General features: G+C 73.2%; 16 protein-coding genes. 6 read left to right on the top strand and 10 right to left on the bottom strand.

Annotation, left to right across the window (positions count from 1 at the left end; all coding sequences use genetic code 11):
• Positions 1 to 20 precede the first annotated feature (20 nt).
• The 4 genes from ACFYX4_RS20830 to ACFYX4_RS20815 all read right to left on the bottom strand — a co-directional run bounded on the left by ACFYX4_RS20830 (position 21) and on the right by ACFYX4_RS20815 (position 6,753).
• Positions 21 to 1,676, bottom strand: a complete 1,656-nt coding sequence (locus tag ACFYX4_RS20830; protein WP_389335020.1) for a serine/threonine-protein kinase — start codon at positions 1,674 to 1,676, stop codon at positions 21 to 23.
• 43 nt (positions 1,677 to 1,719) lie between these two features.
• Positions 1,720 to 3,465, bottom strand: coding sequence for a nickel transporter (locus tag ACFYX4_RS20825; protein ID WP_389335017.1), 1,746 nt, complete (start codon positions 3,463 to 3,465; stop codon positions 1,720 to 1,722).
• A complete protein-coding gene (locus tag ACFYX4_RS20820; protein ID WP_389335013.1) occupies positions 3,462 to 5,081 on the bottom strand; it encodes a tetratricopeptide repeat protein in 1,620 nt (539 codons plus the stop codon). The genes ACFYX4_RS20825 and ACFYX4_RS20820 overlap by 4 nt, the downstream gene beginning before the upstream one ends.
• A 148-nt stretch (positions 5,082 to 5,229) precedes the next feature.
• The gene (locus ACFYX4_RS20815; protein ID WP_389335010.1) at positions 5,230 to 6,753 is read right to left on the bottom strand and encodes a DUF4331 domain-containing protein; all 1,524 of its coding nucleotides are present in this window, start codon (positions 6,751 to 6,753) and stop codon (positions 5,230 to 5,232) included.
• A 205-nt stretch (positions 6,754 to 6,958) separates the two neighbouring features.
• Between ACFYX4_RS20815 and ACFYX4_RS20810 the strand changes: the two genes are divergently transcribed.
• From ACFYX4_RS20810 to ACFYX4_RS20800, 3 genes are all read left to right on the top strand, one after another.
• Entirely contained in the window at positions 6,959 to 7,501 is a 543-nt protein-coding gene (locus tag ACFYX4_RS20810; RefSeq protein ID WP_389335007.1) for a sigma-70 family RNA polymerase sigma factor, read from the top strand.
• Positions 7,498 to 8,322 (top strand): anti-sigma factor domain-containing protein, encoded by an 825-nt coding sequence (locus ACFYX4_RS20805; protein WP_389335004.1) that lies wholly within the window; start codon positions 7,498 to 7,500, stop codon positions 8,320 to 8,322. The genes ACFYX4_RS20810 and ACFYX4_RS20805 overlap by 4 nt, the downstream gene beginning before the upstream one ends.
• A gap of 126 nt (positions 8,323 to 8,448) precedes the next feature.
• Positions 8,449 to 8,721, top strand: coding sequence for a hypothetical protein (locus ACFYX4_RS20800; RefSeq protein ID WP_389335001.1), 273 nt, complete (start codon positions 8,449 to 8,451; stop codon positions 8,719 to 8,721).
• Between the two features lie 9 nt (positions 8,722 to 8,730).
• Here the strand turns inward: ACFYX4_RS20800 and ACFYX4_RS20795 are convergent, their stop codons facing one another.
• From ACFYX4_RS20795 to ACFYX4_RS20785, 3 genes are read right to left on the bottom strand one after another with little or no spacing between them, the layout of a single operon-like run.
• Positions 8,731 to 9,927 (bottom strand): CaiB/BaiF CoA transferase family protein, encoded by a 1,197-nt coding sequence (locus ACFYX4_RS20795; protein ID WP_389334998.1) that lies wholly within the window; start codon positions 9,925 to 9,927, stop codon positions 8,731 to 8,733.
• Between the two features lie 33 nt (positions 9,928 to 9,960).
• Entirely contained in the window at positions 9,961 to 10,737 is a 777-nt protein-coding gene (locus tag ACFYX4_RS20790; protein ID WP_389334995.1) for an ABC transporter permease, read from the bottom strand.
• The gene (locus ACFYX4_RS20785; RefSeq protein ID WP_389334992.1) at positions 10,734 to 11,699 is read right to left on the bottom strand and encodes an ATP-binding cassette domain-containing protein; all 966 of its coding nucleotides are present in this window, start codon (positions 11,697 to 11,699) and stop codon (positions 10,734 to 10,736) included. Before ACFYX4_RS20785 ends, ACFYX4_RS20790 begins: the two co-directional genes overlap by 4 nt.
• A 63-nt stretch (positions 11,700 to 11,762) precedes the next feature.
• Here ACFYX4_RS20785 and ACFYX4_RS20780 point away from each other — a divergent pair, with 63 nt between their 5' ends.
• Positions 11,763 to 12,476: a TetR/AcrR family transcriptional regulator gene (locus ACFYX4_RS20780; RefSeq protein WP_389334989.1), complete on the top strand. Its 714-nt coding sequence runs from the start codon at positions 11,763 to 11,765 to the stop codon at positions 12,474 to 12,476.
• A gap of 8 nt (positions 12,477 to 12,484) precedes the next feature.
• On the opposite strand, the gene ACFYX4_RS20775 is transcribed toward ACFYX4_RS20780, so the two are convergent.
• Genes ACFYX4_RS20775 through hmgA form a run of 3 tightly spaced genes read right to left on the bottom strand, consistent with a single transcriptional unit; the run spans position 12,485 to position 15,784 of the window.
• Positions 12,485 to 13,624: a type ISP restriction/modification enzyme gene (locus ACFYX4_RS20775; protein ID WP_389334985.1), complete on the bottom strand. Its 1,140-nt coding sequence runs from the start codon at positions 13,622 to 13,624 to the stop codon at positions 12,485 to 12,487.
• Between the two features lie 26 nt (positions 13,625 to 13,650).
• On the bottom strand, positions 13,651 to 14,400 hold the full coding sequence (locus ACFYX4_RS20770; protein ID WP_389334982.1) for a GntR family transcriptional regulator: 750 nt from the start codon (positions 14,398 to 14,400) through the stop codon (positions 13,651 to 13,653).
• 28 nt (positions 14,401 to 14,428) lie between these two features.
• Complete coding sequence (gene hmgA, locus ACFYX4_RS20765) at positions 14,429 to 15,784, bottom strand: homogentisate 1,2-dioxygenase (RefSeq protein ID WP_389334979.1); 1,356 nt, start codon at positions 15,782 to 15,784, stop codon at positions 14,429 to 14,431.
• A 179-nt stretch (positions 15,785 to 15,963) separates the two neighbouring features.
• Here hmgA and ACFYX4_RS20760 point away from each other — a divergent pair, with 179 nt between their 5' ends.
• Positions 15,964 to 16,476: a hypothetical protein gene (locus ACFYX4_RS20760; protein WP_389334976.1), complete on the top strand. Its 513-nt coding sequence runs from the start codon at positions 15,964 to 15,966 to the stop codon at positions 16,474 to 16,476.
• A 64-nt stretch (positions 16,477 to 16,540) separates the two neighbouring features.
• A complete protein-coding gene (locus ACFYX4_RS20755) occupies positions 16,541 to 17,155 on the top strand; it encodes a TetR family transcriptional regulator (protein ID WP_389334973.1) in 615 nt (204 codons plus the stop codon).
• Positions 17,156 to 17,242 lie beyond the last annotated feature (87 nt).

Below are 17,242 nucleotides of genomic sequence, written 5' to 3'. Positions count from 1 at the left end.
CCCCGGGCCCGCCGACGGCCCTACTCGGTAGGTGAGGACGAGGGGGAGGTCCCGCTCGACGGGGCCTCCGTCTCGCAGGTCACCGAGAACGGCACGTAGTTCGACGTCGCGCTCACCGGGCCGCGCACCTCGACGCCGATCGAGTTGCGCTGCGTCCCGCTCTCCGCGTTCGTCGACACGACCACCTTGTCCTGCTTCGACTTCCCGCCGCCCGACGGGAAGTCGAGCGTCTTCCACGTCTGGCCGGACAGCTCGCCCTCCCGCGTCACCCAGCGGTAGGTCACCGTCGCCGGCAGCCGCCCCACCGTGAGCGTGACGGCGAAGGCCGGGGCGGAGGCGTCCGGCGGCGGACAGGAACCGGTGTAGTCCGTGTGCGCGCCGGTCACGTTCGCCGTGACGGACTGGGCCGGCGCCTCACTCGTGGCGCTCTCGCTCACGCTCGCACTCGGGCTCGCACTCGGCGAGGGGCGCTCGCTTTCCTGCGTCCTGCTCGCCTCGGGCGTCGCCGACGGCGTCACCCCCTGCGGCTCGCTGACCGTGACGTCCTGACCGGCGTCGTCCTTGCCGTCGTCCTTGTTCAGCAGCGCGTACGTCAGCCCCGAGACCGCCAGCGCCAGCGCCACGACGCCGGCGATCAGGACGCCGGCCGCACGGCGGTTGCCGTCCCGCTCGGTCCTGCCGGTCGTCTCCGGCCTCGTCTCCGAGCCCGACCACGGCGGGGCAGGCTGCGGCGACGGCATCCGGCCCGTGCGCCCCGACTGCGCGAACGCGTCCGTGCGCGCCGTCCCGGCCGCGCCGGTGACCGTCGGCGGGTACGGGGCCGACGGCACGGCGCCGGTCCGCACGGACCCGCCCGCGGCGACGATCCTCAGATCCCGCTCGGCGTCGGCGGCCGACAGCCGCTCGCCCGGCTCCTTGCGCAGCAGCCCCTCGATCACCGGGGCGAGCGGGCCCGCCCGGCGCTGCGGCGGCAACTCCTCGTCGACGATCGCGCGCAGCGTGCTCAGCGGCGTGTTCTGACGGAACGGGGAGTTGCCCTCCACCGCCGCGTACATCAGCACACCCAGCGACCACAGGTCCGACTCGGGCCCCGGCGTACGCCCGAGCGCGCGCTCCGGCGCGAGGAACTCGGGGGAGCCGATGACCTCGCCCGTCATCGTGATCGCGGAGCTGCCCTCGACCGAGGCGATGCCGAAGTCGGTGAGCACGACCCGGTCGTCGTTCGACATCAGCACGTTGGCCGGCTTCACGTCCCGGTGCAGCACCCCGGCCTCGTGCGCCGCCCGCAGCGCGGCCAGCACCTCGGCCCCGATGTGCGCGACCCGCGCCGGCTCCAACGGACCCTCGGCGTCCAGCAGTTCGGCCAGCGAGATGCCCCGCACCAGCTCCATGACGATCCACGGCCGGCCGTCCTGCGCGGCCACGTCGTACACCGTCACCACGTTCCGGTTCGCGACCCGGGCCGCGGCCCAGGCCTCGCGCTCCAGCCGCGCGTACATCCGCTCCACGTCCGAGACCGCGAGCCCCGCCGGGGCCCGCACCTCCTTCACGGCGACCTCACGGTGCAGCACCTCGTCACGAGCCCGCCACACCGTGCCCATGCCGCCCTCGCCGAGCGGGGACAGCAGACGGTAGCGGCCGGCGATCAGACGTTCACCGCCCGGTTCTTCGGACACCGATCCCCCTTCGCATCACCGCGAACACCTCCACAAACGTAGCTCAGACGAGGACGGATGCGGCCCCCTTGAGGACCAGTCCCACCCCTAGGGCGACGACGACCAGCGCCGACCACAGCGGCATGTTCCGGCGGACCAGCACGGCGGCGGGGTGCGCCATCCAGCGCGGGCTGCGGTCCAGGAACCGGGCCGCGCCCGTGCCCATCTTGACGACGGCGAACCCGGCGGCGGTGAGGGTCAGCGCGAGGCCGACGCCGTACGCGACGACGAGCAGCAGCCCGAACCAGGCGTGCCCGAGGGCCGCCGCGCCGACGAGCACGACGACGGCGGACGGGCTGGGGACGAGTCCCCCGGCGAAGCCGAGGAGGATCGTGCCGCGCAGGGTGGGGGCGACGGGGTGCGAGTGGGTGAAGCCGCCGTGGGTGTGGGTGTGCATGCCGTGGCGGGTGTGACCGCGGTCGTGTCCGTGCAGGTGGTCGTGGCGGTGACCTTCGTGGCCGTGGTCGTGGTGCTCGTGGGTGTGGCCGTTCCCGTGGTCGTGGTCGCTGTGTCCGGCGGTCGTCGTACCCGCGGTGGAGCCGACCAGGGCGAGCTGACGGGCCGACGCCTCGGCGTGCTCGTGGGTGTGGCCGTGTGAGTGGCCGTGGTCGTGCGCGTGGCTGTGCCCGTGGTCGTGCTGGTGCTCCTGGTCGTGATCGTGCTCGTGGTCGTGCGTGTGCGCGTGACCCTGGGCGTGTGCGTGGCCGAGGTCGTGGCGGCGGTGGTGCCAGGCGCGGCGGGCGAGGGTGGCGCCCGCGAACAGGACGAGCGCGCCGCTCGCCACGCCCAGCCAGGCGATCACCGACGGGGCCGCGGCCGAGCCGGCGGTGACGAGGAGGCCGAGGGCGACCACGCCCAGGGTGTGGGTGACCGTGACCGACGCGGCCAGGGGCAGGACGTCCTTCATCCGGGCCTTGCCGCCCCGCGCGGCGGCGGTCGCGGCCATGATGGTCTTGCCGTGCCCCGGGGCCACCGCGTGCATCGCGCCGAGGACGACCGAGAGCAGCAGGGCGAGCGCGGCGAAGCCGACGGTGAGGTCCTGCCGGGCGACCAGGCTGTCCAGGGCCCGCGTCCAGCGGTCGACGCCGCGCGGCAGGACGGACGCGCCGGGCGCGTCACGCTCCTCCGCTTCGAGGGCCGCGCCGCCGGGCCGCACCCGCAGGGACGCGGTCGCGGTGTCGGCGGGGGAGGAGAGCAACTCCTGCGGGTAGTCGGTGAGTTCCTTCGACATCGACTCGGTCGGCACATCGGAGCCGGTGAGCGTCATCCGGTCGCCGCGCGCGGTGATCTCGCGCCAGCCCGGACCGGCGGAGGCACCCGCGCCGTGGAAGGAGAGGGAGACCGTCGTGTCCTCGGGCAGCGGGGCGGTCAGCCGGCACTCCACGCGCAGGGTGTCCAGCCCGGCCTGCCCCGGCCGTACGACGGCCTTGGCGGCGCCGGCGGTGAGGGGGACCGGGCGGCCGTCGACGGTGAGGGCGCTGTCGGCGGCGGCGGTCGCACAGCGCTGCCGGGCCCACTCGGTCATGCCGAGCCGTTCGACGTCAGGCTTCGCCTGGGTCGCCGGGATCTCGGCGAGGTCCTCGACGTGGTCGACGCGGAGCTGACCGGGGGCGACGACCAGACCGTCGTAGCGGTTGACGGTGAAGTTGCCCAGGGGGTGCGCGCTCGCGCTGCTGGAAGGGAACAGCACGAGCGCGCACCCGGCCGTCAGGACGGCCGCGCAGGAGGCGAACAGACGACGGGTCCTCACTTGTCCGCCTCCAGCGTCTTGAGTGCCGAACGCGCCTCGCGGGCGCCCTCGGAGGAGAAGCCGGGGTTCAGCTTCAGTGCCGCCGAGAGATGGGTGCGGGCGTCCTCGGCGTGGCCCGTGGCGCGTTCGATCACGCCCCGGTGGTACAGGAAGGTCGCGTTGCGGTAGCCGGTCGCCGTGGCCTGCCGGGCGTAGGGGAGGGCCTCCGCGTCCTTGCCGTTGACGTGCAGCGCCCAGGCGAGGGCGTCCGCGGTGTGCACGGTGCGGCGGCGGTCCCACTCGGCGCGGGCCGCGCGCAGCGCCGCCGCCTTGTCGCCGTGGTCGGCGGCGGCGAGCGCGGTGTCCAGGTCGGCGTTGACGCCGTTGGCGCGGGCGAGGGCGGTCCAGGCGTCGACCAGGGTGTACTGGTCCTCGGCCTTGGCCGCGTCGCCCTGCTCGCCCCGGGCCTCGTACAGCTCGCCCAGTTCGACGAGCGGGCCGGGCAGCGGGAAGCGGGCGACGACGTGCTCGAGGCCCGTGATCGCCTCTCCGGGCCGCCCGTTCGCCGCCTGGGCGCGGGCGCGGCCCTCCAGCGCCGGGAGGTAGTTCTCGTCGGCGGCGAGGGCGCGGGCGTAGTAGGTGAGCGCCCCGGTGTAGTCGCCCTGGTTCCAGACGAGTTGGCCGAGCTGGGTGGCGACGTAGGCGATGTCGCCGGGCGAGGACGACGCCGCGAGGGCGCGCTCCAGGACCCGGCGGGCGGTGGCGACGTCGCCGCGCAGCTCGTGGACGTAGGCGTAGCGGGTGAACACCGGTACGCCCGGGCGGCGTTCGTCGGCGGTGACGGCGGCCTTCTCCGCGTCGGCGTACCGGCCGAGCTCGACGAGCGCGTCGACACGGGAGCACAGGGCGCGTTCGCTGTAGGGGTTCTGCTCCAGGGCCTGGTCGGCGTACTTCAGCGCGCCGGGGAAGTCATGGCGGGCGGCGGCGAGGGCGGCGCGCCCGGCGAGGGCCTGGTCGTTGTCGGCCCGCAGCTCCAGGGAGCGCTTCAGGGCCTGCTCGGCCTGCGGGTAGCGGGAGGGGTCGCCCTTGGTGCGGGCCTGCTCCACATAGGCGAGACCGAGGGTGGCCCAGCCGCCGAAGTCCTTGGGCTGGGTGCGCAGATGGGCCTGGAGCGAGGTGATGCCCGCGTCGAGGTCCCCGTCGGCGAGCAGCCCCGGCGAGACGGCGGCGGCAGCGGCGACGGGCACGCTCCCGCCGTCCCGAGCGGCCCCGAACGCGATGGCCCCGGCGGTCATCGCCACGGCCAGCATGGCGGCACACGCTCCGAGTTGCACGGACCGCCACCGCCGCCCGGCGGCGGCGACCCGCCGCACCGCGGCGACGCGCACGTCGACACCGTCCCCCTCCGCCACCGGCGCCTCGGCACCGGGCTCACCGCCCGCGGAGGACTCGGCGCCGGGCTCGCCGTCCGAGGCGATCTCGGCGGCGGGGTCCGCGGCGGCCTCGGTGGCGGTCTCCGACGTCTCGTCGGCCGGCGGAGCACTCGTCTCCCGCGAAGTCGCGGAGGCGGCCTCGGGGTTCTGGCCGGCAGGCGGTCGTTCGCGCTCCGGTTCGCCGTCGTTCGTACGCGGGGACATGCCCTCTCCTCGGTCGCCTGGGGTGGTTCAGCCTGCTGGTGGCGCGGCCCGCGCCGTGGGGGATGAGTACGCGGGCCGCGCCAGTCGGTGGGGGGTTGGGGCCGGGGAGCGCAGGATTCTCCCCGGCCCGGTCACGAGGGGGGCAGGCCTAGTAGGCGCGTCCCCGCGTCCGGCGCCACCACATCAGGCCGCCGCCGATGAGCAGGATCCCCGCCGCGCCCGCACCGGCGGACAGGGCGATCAGACCGGTGTCGCCGCCGGCCCAGCCGGACGACTGGAGCGAGTCGCCGAGCTGGTTGCGGACCTCGTTGCCGGCGCCCTTGGCGACGGGACCGCGCGAACCCTCGGTCGGCAGCGCGACGTACGGGAAGGCCTTCTCGAATTCCTTGTCGTTCTTGTCGACCGCGTCACCGAGGTCGTTCTTGGCACCGAGCAGCTCGCCCTCGACGACCTGGAGCGCGGCGTCGATCACGTCGTCGGTGAGCCGACGCCCGTTCGGGAAGCCCGCGTTGTCGCCGTCCAGCACGCCCAGCCGCTTGGGGCTGGCGGCCGGCTTGATCGAGGTGTTCAGCCGCAGCTGCTCCGAAGGCGTCACGTACGGAGGCTGGTTGAGGCCCTTGACACCCTTCAGGAACACGTCCACGAGGTCGTTGCGCGGCTCGGCGGGCGCCTTGATCTGGTAGATCGCCTCGATGAGCTTCGGCAGCTCGGGGTTGGTGACGTTCTTCAGGAACTGGGCGTCGTCCTTCGGGTCGGACGCGTTGAACTTGTCCTTGTCCTTCATGGGGTTGACGACCTCGTTGACCAGCGGCATGCCGAGGCGGGAGACCTGCTTGTAGTCGCCCTTCGCGTTCTCGCGCTGCGTGGTCGACCAGATGCCGACGATCGGCTGGTCGTGCGACTGGGCGATCAGGTCGTTCGGCACCTGGAGGGCGATCGAGTTGACGTTGTAGCCCTTGAGCGTGTCGTTGCCGACCTCGGAGAGGTTCCCGCCGTACAGCAGGTCGAAGACGCGCAGGTCCAGGAAGAACGGGTCGTCGGCCTGGCCGGCGAAGGTCTTCGCGCCGTTGGAGAGCTTGTAGATCGCCTGCTCGCGCAGCTTGGCGTAGTTCGGCATCGACGCCTTGCCGACGTTCGACGGCGCCACCGGCACGTCGTCCGCGAGCTTCGTCTTGTGCTGGACCTTGCCCTTCTTCAGCTTGAACAGCTCCAGGTCGTACGTCTGGAGGACGTTCAGGTCGGGGTCGTCCAGGCTCTCGACCGCACCGGTGTTGTAGAGGAACGTCTTCTTGTTCTTCACATGCGTCTTGAACGTGTACCGGAACAGCAGGTCCTCGCGCGCATCGCCGTCGTTGTCGATGCGGAGGTCGTACTGCGCGTCCTCGGCGAAGGGGAAGAAGTTCGGACCGCCGGCCGGTTCCTCGAACGGGGTCCAGTTGGCGACGATCGTCGTCGTGTCCGGGTGGTCCGGGCTGACGAACGCGTACACGTCGGTGTTGTCGAACTGCGGGGTGCCCGAGATGAGCGGGGCCTCCCGGTGGCTGGAGGCGGCGGCCTCCCCGGGCGCCAGCGTGGCCACGCCGGCGGCCGTGAGCGCGCCGGCGGCCAGTGCACCGCATATGAGGGTCGCGACGCCCTTGCGCCCGGACCCGCTCCTGGAGATAGCTGTCATGCCGTCCGTCCTCTGTCCCAACTTGCCTGACGGACAGAGATACGGAGCGGAGGGCCGGATCGGATTGGTCAGATCCAAAAAACTTTTTCTTTGCTGCTCACCCGCGTTTTCGGCCATCTCGTCCGTACCTCCTCCGGAGGTGTGTGCGTTGCGAATGCCTGGTAAGACAGGACGGTCCGGGTGCGGCCGTGGGGAGGGGGACCGGATGGAGGCGGACGAGCTGTTGCTGCTCGTCGCGCGAGGCGACCAGATGGCATTCGAACAGCTCTACACACTGGTGTCGGGACCGGTGTTCGGTCTGGTGCGACGGGTGGTGCGGGATCCGGCGCAGTCGGAGGAGGTGTCGCAGGAGGTGCTGCTCGAACTCTGGCGCTCCGCCGCGCGGTTCGACCCCGGGCGCGGCAGCGCCCTGTCGTGGATCCTCACCCTGGCCCACCGGCGCGCCGTCGACCGGGTGCGCAGCGTGCGCGCGGCCGGCGAACGCGAGCAGCGCGAGGCGCAGCGCTCCCACCATCCCGCCTTCGACCAGGTGACCGAGGAGGTGGAGGCGGGCCTCGAACGTGAGTGGGTGCGTCGCTGCCTGGACCGGCTGACGGCACTTCAGCGCCAGTCCGTCACCCTCGCCTACTACGACGGCTACACCTACCGAGAGGTCGCCGAACGGCTCTCGCTGCCGCTCGGCACCGTCAAGACCCGTATGCGCGACGGACTCACGCGGCTGCGCGACTGTTTGGGAGGCGCCGCATGAGCGGACTGTCCGGCCTCTTCCGCCGCGAGGACCTGCACTCGCTGGCCGCCCCCTACGCCCTGGACGCGCTCGAACCCGACGAGCGCCGCCGCTTCGAGAAGCACTTGAGGACCTGCGACCGCTGCACCGCCGAGGTGCGCGAGCTGGCCGAGGACGCCGTGCGGCTCGCCTGGTCGACGGCCGCCCCGGCACCGCTCGCGATGCGCGACCGGGTGCTGGCCGCCGTACGGTCCACCCCGCAGGATCCCGCGCCGGCGTTCGCGCGGGAGCAGCGCGCCACCCAACTGCCGCCGCACGTCTGGGGCACGCAGCCGCTGCCCGCGCGCACCCGTGCGCCCCGTGCGCGCCGCCCCCTGTTCGCGTCGTTCGCCACGGTGGCGGCGGCCGCCGCCGTCGTGGTCGCCGCGTTCTTCGCCGTGCAGGCGAACCGCACCCAGGACCAGCTGACCGCCGAGCGGGCCCAGGCACGTGAGATCGCCCACGTTCTCGCAGCTCCCGACGCCCGGGCGAGCACCGGCAAGGACGCTCAGGGCCGCAGTATCGGAGTGATCGCCTCCGCATCGGCGGGCGAGGCGATCGTCACGCTGAGCGGATACGGCGGCCTGCCGACCGGACAGGTGCACCAGCTGTGGGTCATGCGCCCCGACGCGCAACCACGCTCCCTCGGCCTCTTCCAGGGCGACACGCCCTTGGTCGCCACCGGTCTCGATCAGTCCTCGGCGTCACTCGCAGTGACCGTCGAGCCCGACGGCGGGTCGGCGCAGCCCACTACGCAGCCGGTTGTCCAACTCACCCTGAAATCGGTCGGATTCGGAGAGTGACGGAAGAGGCATCGTCAACCCCCTTACGGGGAAGGTGAATCCTGGGACCGCGATACACGTGTGCCCCGCCGGGGCGATAGGGTTAACCTGCCCGGGCCGGGTGGACTCGTACGGGTGGGGAGTGACATGGAACAGATAACGATGCGCAGCAGGGCGAGGGTCCCTGCCATCACCTGCGGGAGCAGCGCGACCAGCTCGCGGCTCGACCGCCACCTCTCGGTGCTGTCGGGTCCCGCGATACCGCAGCGCGAGACGGTCGAGGCGACCTCGCTCATGCGGGAACTGACCGCGCGTGAGCCCGCCCGACGCAGCCCCAGGGGCGCCCGCGTCAGCCGTGTCTCGCTCTTCGCGCCGCTGCGGCGGCTGCGCCGTTCGCTCTTCGGCGGCAACAAGCACTGAGCCCCGCGCTCAGGCGGCCACACCGTCCCGGCGCAGCGCTGCGATCTCCTCGTCCGTCATCCCCACGGCACGCAGCACCGCCCCGGTGTGCTCCCCGAGCGCGGGCACGGCCCCCATCCGCGCCTCCGCCCCGCCCGGCAGTGTGATCGGAGGAAGCAGCGCCCGCAGCGGCCCGGCCGGCGAGTCCACCGCCCGCCACCGCTCACGGGCCGCCAGCTGCGGATGCTCCGCCAGTTCGCGCAGGTCCCGCAGCCTGGCGCAGGCGATGCCCGCGCCCTCCAGCCGGGCCAGCGCCTCGTCCGCGTCCAGCGCGCCCAGCGCCGTGGCCACCAGCGCGTCCGTGCGCTCCCGGTGGGCGACCCGCGCCGCGTTCGTCGCGTACGCCGGATCCGAACCCAGCTCCGGCCGCCCGATGACGTGTTCGGCGAGCCGCCGCCACTCCCGGTCGTTCTGCACCGACAGCAGCACCCGCCCGCCGTCCGCCGTCGGGTACGCGTCGTAGGGCGCGATCACGGCGTGCGCGAGGCCCGTGCGCGCCGGGGCGTCGCCGCCGTGCATCGTGTGATGCAGGGGGTGCCCCATCCACTCGGCCAGCGCCTCCAGCATCGACACCTCCACCGGACCGCCGCGCCCGGTGACGCCCCGCCGCACCAGCGCCGCCAGCACCCCGGAGAAGGCGTACATGCCCGCCGCGATGTCGGCGGCCGGGATGCCCGCCTTCACCGGCTGCTCGGGCGTCCCCGTCACCGACACCAGCCCCGCCTCGCACTGCACGAGCATGTCGTACGCCCGCTTGTCCGCGTACGGGCCGCTCGCGCCGTAGCCCGAGATGTCGACGGCGACCAGCCGCGGATGCTCCGCGCACAGGGCCGCCGCGTCCAGGCCGAGCCGGGCCGCCGCCCCCTGCGCGAGGTTCTGCACGAACACGTCCGCGCCGGCGATCAGCCGCCGTACGACGTCCAGCCCGCGCGGGTCCTTCAGGTCCAGCGCGACCGACTCCTTGCCGCGGTTGCACCACACGAAGTGCGAGGCGAGGCCGCGGGCGGCGGTGTCGTAGCCCCGCGCGAAGTCCCCGCCGTCGACCCGCTCCACCTTGATCACCCGCGCCCCGAGATCGGCGAGCTGCCGGGTGGCGAACGGCGCGGCGACGGCCTGCTCGACGGCGACGACGGTGACGCCCTCCAGGGGCGGCGGGAGTAGGTCCATGGGATGGATCATGACCTGCGCCGCCCCGTTCTGTCATGGCCGCGCGTACCGGCGCACGGCGAGCGGCGCGAACACCGCGAGCAGTACGGCGCACCAGGCCAGTGACCCGGCGACCGGATGTGCGACCGGCCAGGCGGCGCCGTCGGGGACGGGCGCGTTGCCGAAGAGGTCCCGCAGGGCCGTCGCCATCGCGCTGAGCGGGTTCCACTCGGCGAGCGTGCGCAGCCAGCCCGGCAGGTCGTCCGTGGGGATGTAGGCGTTGGACAGCAGCGGCAGCATGAAGGTCGCGCTGCCCAACTGGCCGGCCGCCTCCTCGCTCCTGGTCAGCAGCCCGAGGAAGATCCCGATCCAGGTGCAGGTGAACCGGAACAGCAGCAACAGGGCCACGGCGCCCGCGGCCGCCGTCGCCGGACCCTCGACGCGCCAGCCCACCGCGAGACCCACCAGCAGGAACGGCACCGTCCCGGCCGCCGTGACGAGGGTGTCGGCGACCGCCTGCCCGAGCGGCACGGCCGCCCGGCTCACCGGCAGGGTGCGCAGCCGGTCCGTCACCCCGCGGTGGACGTCCTGCGCCGCCTGGAACATGCCGGTCATGATCCCGTTGGCGGCGGTCGCGACCAGCAGGCCCGGCACGAGGAACGACCGGTACTCGGCGCCGGGCATCGCGAGGGCGCTGCCGAAGACGTAGCCGAAGAACAGCAGCATGGTGATCGGCATCGTCTGGGTGAGGATCACCAGCGCCGGGTTGTTCCTGACGCGCAGCAGCTGGCGGCCCAGCATCGCCGTGCCGTCGAAGACGAGGGTGCTCATGCGGCGACCTCCTGGTCGGCTGCGGCGACCTCCCGGTCGGCGGTGAGGCGCAGGAACACCTCGTCGAGGGTCGGCGGGCGCAGGGTCGCGTCCAGCAACGGCACGCCCGCCGCGTCGAGTTCGCGCACCAGGCGGGGGAGGGTGAGCGTGGAGTCCCGGGTGACCGCTCCGACGGCTCCGCGCTCGTGGTCGAACGCCGCCTCGGCGCCGGTCAGCCGGTCCAGGACGTCCGCCGCCTTCACGAGGGCGTCCGGGTCCGCGACGACCGCCTCGGCGTAGGAGCCGATGAGCGCCTTCAGTTCGCTGGGCGAACCGGTGTGCGCGACCCGCCCCCGGTCCATCAGGGCGATGTCGTCCGCGAGTTGGTCGGCCTCCTCCAGATACTGGGTGGTCAGCAGGACCGTCGTGCCGTCCTGTCTCAGTTCGCGGACGGCGTCCCGGATGCCGCCGCGGCTCGCCGGGTCGAGACCCGTCGTGGGCTCGTCGAGGAAGAGCACCTCGGGCCGGCGGATCAGGCTCGCCGCGAGGTCGAGGCGGCGCCGCATACCGCCCGAGTAGGTGGACGCCGGCCGGTCGGCCGCCTCGGTGAGTCCGAAACGGTCCAGCAGCTCCGCGCTCCTCCCGCCGGGGTCGCGCATCCTGTGCAGCCGGGCGAACAGGCGCAGGTTCTGGCGGCCGGTGAGGTCGCCGTCGACCGACGCGTACTGCCCGGTCACGCTGATGGCCCCGCGGACGGCGGCCGCTTCTCGGACGAGGTCGTGTCCGGCGATCCGGGCCGACCCCGCGTCGGGCCGCAGCAGCGTCGTCAACAGCCGTACGGCCGTCGTCTTGCCCGCTCCGTTCGGGCCGAGCAGGCCGCAGACGGTGCCCCGGGGGACGGCGAGGTCGAGGCCGTCGAGGGCGCGCACCTCGCCGAAGCGCTTCTCCAGACCTTCACTGAGTACAGCGTACGTAGAAGTCATGTGTCGACCATAGCGCACTACGTACGCTGTACGTAACTAGGATGGTGGCCGAGGTGATGATCGATGGCTGGCCGAGCGGCCGTACCCGAAGTGATCTGGGCCCGTCCCGAGCGGACGGGCCGGGGTCCGAAGCCGGCGTATACGCGGGCGGACATCGCGACGGCGGCGGTGCGGATCGCCGACGCGCGGGGGCTGGACGCGGTGTCGATGCGGCACGTCGCCGCGGAGCTGGGCTGCGGCACGATGTCGCTGTACAACTACGTGCCCCGCAAGGAGGACCTGCACGAGCTGATGGTGGACGCGGTCAGCGGGGAGCATGAGCTGTGGGAGCCGAGCGGGGACTGGCGCGGCGACATGCTGCGGGCGGGGCGTCAGACGCGGGCGCTGATGCACCGGCATCCCTGGCTGCCGCGGCTGATGTCACCGGTGTACGGGTTCAGCCCCAACGCGCTGCGCTATCTGGAGCACTGTCTGGCCTGTCTGGATCCGCTGGACCTGAGCTACGGGATGAAGATGCAGCTGGTGGGGATGGTCAACGGGGTGGTGACGATGTACGTCTCCACCGAGCTGGCCGGCGCGGAACGGACGCGCTCCCTGCCCTGGTCCGAGGAGGAGGAGAACGCGGTGCGGATCGCCTACCTGGGGGGTCAGGTGGCCAGCGGGGCGTATCCGCGGATGGCGGCGGCGTTCGCGGAGGATCCGGGGCCGATCGACATGGAGGCGGTGTTCGAGTCGGCGTTGGTGAGGGTGCTCGACGCGTTCGCGCCCCGTCCCTGAGGAGGAGCTCAGAGCAACGTGAACTGGCCTTCCGGGCCTTCCTCCTGATGGTCCAGGACCGAGGCCGGCCCGCGCGTCCAGCCCGGCGGCGGGAGCACGCCCGCCTCGCGCAGGTCCGCCGTCGTGATCCGGTCCGTCGGTTCCAGCTCGTCCTGCTGCGGGCGCAGTTCCGCCAACAGCGCCAACACCGTGATCAGTTCCAGGAGTTCCGAAGTCCAGGCCTGGGGCCAGGCCGTCGGGCGGATCGAGCCGAGTGTGCCCGGGGCCGGCTCGGTCGTTCGCGCGGTGAACCACTGCTCCAGGACCCGGACGCCGCCCGTCTCGAAGTCCCACGCCTCCGGCGGGACCGGCGCGATCCGGCCCTCGTCGAGGTGCAGGGCCTCCTCGTCGCGGTCGTAGCGCACAGCGAGCGGGACGGCGGGCAGCGGGGCGCGCACGTACGGGCGGCGACCGCCGGGGAGCTTGGGGCGCGCGCCGTCGCGGCGCAGCAGCCACAGCAGACGACGGCCCAGTTCGACGCCCCGGGCCCACAGCCCGGGGTCCCGGGTGAGCGGGACGGTGAGGTCGGGCCGTACGGCGGCCAGCGTCCAGGCCAGGAAATCCAGCGGGTCGGCGGAGTGGCCGAGGTGGGCCAGCAGCCCCGGGGCCAGGTTGGGCTCCTCGCCGCCGGGACGGCGGTACAGGGGTCGGACACGGCCCGCGCGCAGCGACGGGAACAGCGAAGTCGCCAGCAGGAAAGGGGAGTAGGGGGTCTCCACCACGAAGACCTGACGCTCGTCCGCCACCCGCCACAGCTCCGGGCGGGCCGCGTCGATCAGCCGGTGGTCCGGGATCAGCCACTGCTCGTCGAAGGGGGCGGCGAGCACGCGCACCGGTTCGGGACAGGGCCCCGAAGCGTGGCACAGCCGCACCGTGCCGGCGGGGTGTCCGGGCAGCTGTCCGACCGCCGTGAGCAGGGTGCGGGCGCGTGTCGGCTCGAACAGGGCCTCGCGGTCCGGGCCCTCGGCCTTCGTCAGGGCGTCCCAACGGGCCTTCAGGGAAGCCGGGTCGGGCGCCGCCGGCCACGCCCGGCCGAGCCGCGGCGGTGCGACGGACCACGGCATGAGGTCCGCCAGCGGCGGAGCGTCGTCGTGCGTCACGCTGGGCATCGTACGACGGCCTCGCGCTCCGTAGGTCAGGTGGCGTCCAGCGTCACCGTGAAGGAGAAGCGGTCGCCCCGGTAGTGGATGACGGCCACGTCCAGAGGGCGGCCGTCGGGGTCGCAGGTGACGCCCGTGTAGTGCAGGATCGGGCTCAGCAGCGGCACCCGCAGCAGCCGGGCCGTCTCCGGGTCGGCGAGCCGCGCCTCCACCGTGTCCGTGATGCTGCCGATGTCCGCGCCCACCACGTCCCGCAGCACCTTCGTCATCGGCCAGCGGACCAGATCGGCCGGGTCGATCCGCGCGGCGAGCTCCGGACGGACGTAGTTGCGGGCGTGGTTGGTCGGCTCGCCCGTCTTCTCGTCGCAGCGCAGCCGGTGATAGGCCGCCACCTCCGTCATGTCCGGGAAGTGCTCGGCGAGTTCGGCCGGGGTCGCCGTCGTGCCGTGGTCCAGCAGCTCCGTCGCCATGCCGGACTGCTGGGCCACGATCGCGTCGACCGAGCCCAGCAGCCGCACCGGCGCGCCCCGCCGCACGCCGGGCTCGATGAAGGTGCCGCGCCGCCGGTGCCGGGTGATCAGCCCCTCGTCCTCCAGTTCCTTCAGCGCCTGCCGCATGGTCAGCACGCTCACCCCGTAGTGCCCCGCCAACTGCTCCTCGGTGGGCAGCCGCAGCGGCTCCTGGGGCGAGCGGCCCAGTATCGAGGCGCGCAGCGACTGCGACACCTGATACCAGAGCGGCAGTTTGCGGTTGAGGACGATCGAGTCCGGGGCGAAGGAGGTCACGGGGCTATCCGTACCGGTCGGGGAACGGTCAGTGCAACGGGCGGAAGTGCCGTTCGAGGCCCGACCACACGTCGTCGTAGCCCTGTTGCAGATGGTCCGCCCCGGCCGCGCCCGGGGTGAGGGCGATCGGCCAGCGCGTCTCGAACATGAACGCGAGACCGTCGTCGATCCGCTGCGGCCCCAGCTCGGCGGCGCTCGCCCGGTCGAACGTCTCCCGGTCCGGGCCGTGCGCCGACATCATGTTGTGCAGCGAGCCGCCGCCCGGCACGAAGCCCCCCTTCCCGGCCGTCTTCGCGTCGTACGCGCCCTCGATCAGGCCCATGTACTCGCTCATCACGTTCCGGTGGAAGTACGGCGGCCGGAAGGTGTCCTCGCCCACCAGCCAGCGCGGCGCGAAGACGACGAAGTCCACCCCGGCCAGGCCCGGGGTGTCCGACGGGGACGTCAGCACCGTGAAGATCGACGGGTCCGGGTGGTCGTAGGAGACCGTCCCGATGACGTTGAAGCGGCGCAGGTCGTAGACGTAGGGGACGAGGTTGCCGTGCCAGGCGACGACGTCGAGCGGGGAGTGGTCGTAGGTCGCGCTCCACAGTCGGCCGCAGTACTTGTTCACCACCTCCACCGGGCCCTCCACGTCCTCGTACGCGGCGACCGGCGCGCGGAAGTCACGGGGGTTCGCCAGGCCGTTGGCGCCGATCGGGCCGAGGTCGGGGAGACGGAAGGGCGCGCCGTAGTTCTCGCAGACGTAACCGCGGGCGGTCGGGCGGTCCGGCCCGCCCTCGGGCGCGGCGTCCAGCAGCTCGACGCGGAAGCGGACGCCGCGCGGGATCAGCGCCGTCTCGCCGGGCTCGACGTGCAGCAGGCCGAACTCCGTCCGCAGCAGCAGACCGCCCTGCTCCGGGACGATCAGCAGCTCGCCGTCGGCGTTGCCGAAGACGCGGTCCATCGAGGCGTCGGCGTGGTACAGGTGCACGGCCATGCCGGCGCGCTGGGCGGCGTCGCCGTTGCCGCCGAGGGTCCACAGGCCCGCCAGGAAGTCGGTGCCCGGCGCGGGCGCGGGCAGCGGGTCCCAGCGCAGCCGGTTCGGGTCGGGGACCGTCTCGGCGAAGGGGGCCGTGCGCAGGGCGCCGCCCTCCACGCGCGTGAACGCCGGGTGCGCGGCCGAGGGGCGGATCCGGTAGAGCCACGAGCGGCGGTTGTGGGCGCGCGGCTCGGTGAACGCCGTGCCGCTGAGCTGCTCCGCGTACAGGCCGAGGGGGGCGCGCTGCGGCGAGTTGCGGCCCTCGGGCAGGGCGCCCGGGACGGCCTCCGAGGCGTGCTCGTTGCCGAAGCCCGACAGGTAGGTCAGCCCTTCGGCCGTCTTGCGTGCGTCCCCGCTGCTCATGCGTGCTCCCTTGCGCCGCCGATTCCTATGCGACACCGTAGGATTGCGTTTTCCCGCGCGCAAGAGGTCGTCCCCGGCCGCTCACTCCCCGGTCCTCCATCGCAAGGACGATCACCGGCCGCCGGAACCAGACTCCAGGGGGATCCCCGCTGTCGTACCCGTGTTCTACGCTCCCCGGCATGTCGTGGAAGCGCGGAACGATCGCCGCACTCGCGGTCGGTGTCCTGCTGGCCGGATCCGCGGGTTGCGGCACCAGCGGTGCGGCGGAGGGCGGGGGCACGGCCTCACCCGTGGGCAGGGTCCTCGAGGACACCGACGCCGACGGACGCCACTACCGTGAGGTGGACGAGAAGGGTGCGCCCCGGGTCAGGGTCGAGGTGGAGCCCGACGCCGACGGCAGCTGGGACGTCCGGCTGACGGTGACCGACTTCCGGTTCTCGCCCGTGGGCGCCGGGAAACGCGCGACGCCGGGCCACGGCACCGCCCGGCTCTTCGTGGACGACCGCCCGGTCGCCGAGCTGCGCCGGACCTCCCACCGCATCCCGGCCGGCTACCTCCCGCACGGCACCCACCAGGTCACCGCCCGCCTCTACGCCGACGACGGCACCGTGTGGGCGGTCGACGGCGAACCCGTCGAGAGCACCGCGGCCATCACGGCGTCATCGGCGGAACCGAAGGGCGCGACGCGTTGAGTGCACCGGCCACCTTTCTCCGTACCCGGGGGCGAGGTTCACCGGACCGCGGCGGAAAGGCATCATGAAGCCCGTGCCCCATGCGACATCGCTACGCCGTGCGCCCGTGCAGCGGCGCAGTGCCGAACGTCTGACCAGAATCCTCGACGCCTGCGCCGACCTCCTCGACGAGGTCGGCTACGACGCCCTGAGCACCCGTGCCGTCGCCCAGCGCGCCGGCGTCCCCATCGGCTCCGTCTACCGCTTCTTCGGCAACAAGCGGCAGATGGCCGACGCCCTCGCCCAGCGCAACCTGGAGCGTTACGCCGAACGTGTCACCGAGCGCCTGAAGGGCGCCCAACGCGGGGACTGGCGGGCCGCGATGGACGCCGTGCTGGACGAGTACCTGGCGATGAAGCGCACCGCCCCCGGCTTCTCCCTCGTCGACTTCGGCAACCAGATCCCGGTCGGCACCCGCGCCGAGCCCAACCACCGCGTCGCCGACCGCCTCACCGAGCTGCTCTCCGACTACCTCGGCCGCGAGCCCGACGACGAGCTGCGCCGCACCTTCCTGATCGCCGTCGAGACCGCGGACACCCTCGTCCACCTGGCCTTCCGGATGGCTCCGGACGGAGACGCGAGGATCATCGAGGAGGCCAGGGAGCTGCTGCGGGCGTATCTGGCGCGGGCGCTGGACTGAGGCGCGCGGGCGCTGGACCGAGGCGTGCGCCGGACCGAGGCGCGCAAGGCCTCCCCAGCGTCCGTACCGGTCGGTATGCTCGCAACG

The sequence above is a fragment of the Streptomyces sp. NPDC002328 genome, from assembly GCF_042890065.1.
Classification (GTDB): Bacteria; Actinomycetota; Actinomycetes; order Streptomycetales; family Streptomycetaceae; genus Streptomyces.
This window is presented reverse-complemented; position numbering and strand designations above follow the sequence as displayed.

Coding starts and splice junctions, on each gene's coding strand:
- ACFYX4_RS20820 (WP_389335013.1), bottom strand. CDS start 5,081: ATGTCCCCGCGTACGAACGACGGCGAACCGGAGCGCGAACGACCGCCT.
- ACFYX4_RS20815 (WP_389335010.1), bottom strand. CDS start 6,753: ATGACAGCTATCTCCAGGAGCGGGTCCGGGCGCAAGGGCGTCGCGACC.
- ACFYX4_RS20810 (WP_389335007.1), top strand. CDS start 6,959: ATGGAGGCGGACGAGCTGTTGCTGCTCGTCGCGCGAGGCGACCAGATG.
- ACFYX4_RS20805 (WP_389335004.1), top strand. CDS start 7,498: ATGAGCGGACTGTCCGGCCTCTTCCGCCGCGAGGACCTGCACTCGCTG.
- ACFYX4_RS20800 (WP_389335001.1), top strand. CDS start 8,449: ATGGAACAGATAACGATGCGCAGCAGGGCGAGGGTCCCTGCCATCACC.
- ACFYX4_RS20795 (WP_389334998.1), bottom strand. CDS start 9,927: ATGGACCTACTCCCGCCGCCCCTGGAGGGCGTCACCGTCGTCGCCGTC.
- ACFYX4_RS20790 (WP_389334995.1), bottom strand. CDS start 10,737: ATGAGCACCCTCGTCTTCGACGGCACGGCGATGCTGGGCCGCCAGCTG.
- ACFYX4_RS20785 (WP_389334992.1), bottom strand. CDS start 11,699: ATGACTTCTACGTACGCTGTACTCAGTGAAGGTCTGGAGAAGCGCTTC.
- ACFYX4_RS20780 (WP_389334989.1), top strand. CDS start 11,763: ATGGCTGGCCGAGCGGCCGTACCCGAAGTGATCTGGGCCCGTCCCGAG.
- ACFYX4_RS20775 (WP_389334985.1), bottom strand. CDS start 13,624: ATGCCCAGCGTGACGCACGACGACGCTCCGCCGCTGGCGGACCTCATG.
- hmgA (WP_389334979.1), bottom strand. CDS start 15,784: ATGAGCAGCGGGGACGCACGCAAGACGGCCGAAGGGCTGACCTACCTG.
- ACFYX4_RS20760 (WP_389334976.1), top strand. CDS start 15,964: ATGTCGTGGAAGCGCGGAACGATCGCCGCACTCGCGGTCGGTGTCCTG.
- ACFYX4_RS20755 (WP_389334973.1), top strand. CDS start 16,541: ATGAAGCCCGTGCCCCATGCGACATCGCTACGCCGTGCGCCCGTGCAG.